This is a genomic window from Sulfobacillus harzensis (genome assembly GCF_012933365.1).
Taxonomy (GTDB): Bacteria; Bacillota; Sulfobacillia; order Sulfobacillales; family Sulfobacillaceae; genus Sulfobacillus_B; species Sulfobacillus_B harzensis.
In genome coordinates this window covers 1-1,596 of the sequence record NZ_JABBVZ010000251.1, presented here as the reverse complement: position 1 = coordinate 1,596, position 1,596 = coordinate 1, and the positions used below count along the sequence as shown (strand labels likewise).

Below are 1,596 nucleotides of genomic sequence, written 5' to 3'. Positions count from 1 at the left end.
GGGTTTTAACAGTTTCTTAAAACTTTATCTATGGTTATCCATCATTGTATAATTGTGGTATGAATCGAAAACTTGTTGGGATTAGGGAAGCGGCCGAGTATTTGGGGGTTACTCCGTCAACCTTGCGGCGATGGGAGCGAGACGGTAAGCTCTTTCCCGACGAACGGACCGCTGGGGGCTATCGACGGTATGATTTGGCGCGATTGCGGCCTGACCTGTTTCCTCGTTCCGTCGCAGCGCGTAAAACCATCGCCTATGCTCGTGTGTCGAGTCATGACCAGAGAGACGATCTGGAGCGGCAAAAGCAGGTGCTGGAACTCTACTGTGCCCGCCAAGGCTGGACGTTTGAGGTTGTGGCCGACCTCGGATCGGGCATGAACTACCACAAAAAGGGCCTCAAACGACTGCTCAATGACATCCTGGCCGACCGGGTCGGTCGGCTGGTCGTGACCCACCAGGATCGTCTGTTGCGTGTTGGCGCGGAACTGGTGTTCGCCATTTGTGAGGCGAAGCAAGTCGAGGTCGTGATCCTCAACCAAGGCGAAGACACGACCTTTGAGGAAGAGCTGGCTCAGGATGTCCGCGAAATCATCACGGTCTTTTCGGCGCGGCTCTATGGGAGTCGTTCGCGCAAGAATCAAAAATTGTTGGACGGCGTGAAGCGTGCCATCGAGGAGGCGTCCTCATGATTTCGGCGCATAAAATTGCGCTCGACCCCAACAACGTGCAGGAGACGTACTTTCGGCAAGCAGCGGGAACGGCACGCTTTGCGTATAACTGGGCCTTGCATCAATGGCAGCAGCAGTATGATGCGTGGAAATCCGACCCGACGTTGCCGAAGCCCTCCGAGGCGGCCTTGCGGCGGCAATTGAATGCCATCAAGCGCGAGCAGTTTCCGTGGATGCTGGAGGTCACCAAAAATGCGCCCCAGATGGCGATCATCCACTTGGGCCAAGCGTTTCAGAATTTCTTTGCCGGGACAGCCGCGTATCCCACGTTCAAGAAGAAGGGCCGCCACGATCGCTTTACGCTCACCAACGATCAGTTTGCCATCCAAGGATCGCGGGTGCATATTCCCAAATTAGGCTGGGTCCGCATGCATGAACCCTTGCGGTTCATGGGAAAAGTGCTCGAAGGCACCGTGTCGCGGACCGCGGATCGCTGGTTTTTGAGCGTCACCGTCGAAATGCCCGATCCCCCCAGTGTCCGCCGCGAAAACCAAGCGGTGGTCGGGGTGGACTTGGGGGTGTCGGCGTTAGCGACGCTCTCGACTGGCGAGAGGATCAGGGGACCCAAAGCCTATGCGACCGCACAGAAACAGCTCCGCAGGTTGTCCCAACACTTCAGTCGCCAGATGGAGGCGGCCAAAATGCGTGCCGGGTTAGCACCGGGCCAACCCATTCCGAAAGGCATGGTCATTCCTTGGTCCAAGAACATGCAGAAAACGCAACGGCGCATGGCCCGGCTGCATGCCCGAATTGCGAATATCCGGGATCATGCCTTGCACCAGTTGACCACGATGCTCGTGGAGCGGTTTGACGTGATGGCTATCGAGGATTTGAACGTGGCCGGGATGCTGAAAAATCACAAGCTAGC

Annotated in this window: 2 protein-coding genes; both read left to right on the top strand. The window is 56.7% G+C overall.

Translation table 11 applies throughout. The features are described from left to right. Window positions 1-59: 59 nt before the first annotated feature. Window positions 60-689: an IS607 family transposase gene (locus tag HIJ39_RS22830; protein WP_169103324.1), complete on the top strand. Its 630-nt coding sequence runs from the start codon at window positions 60-62 to the stop codon at window positions 687-689. Further along, window positions 686-1,596: RNA-guided endonuclease InsQ/TnpB family protein (locus HIJ39_RS22825; RefSeq protein WP_169103323.1), on the top strand; the 911-nt coding region annotated here is incomplete at its 3' end. The genes HIJ39_RS22830 and HIJ39_RS22825, both read left to right, overlap by 4 nt.

What these genes read in the sequence shown, in the direction of transcription:
- HIJ39_RS22830 (WP_169103324.1), top strand. Translation starts at nt 60, where the DNA reads ATGAATCGAAAACTTGTTGGGATTAGGGAAGCGGCCGAGTATTTGGGG.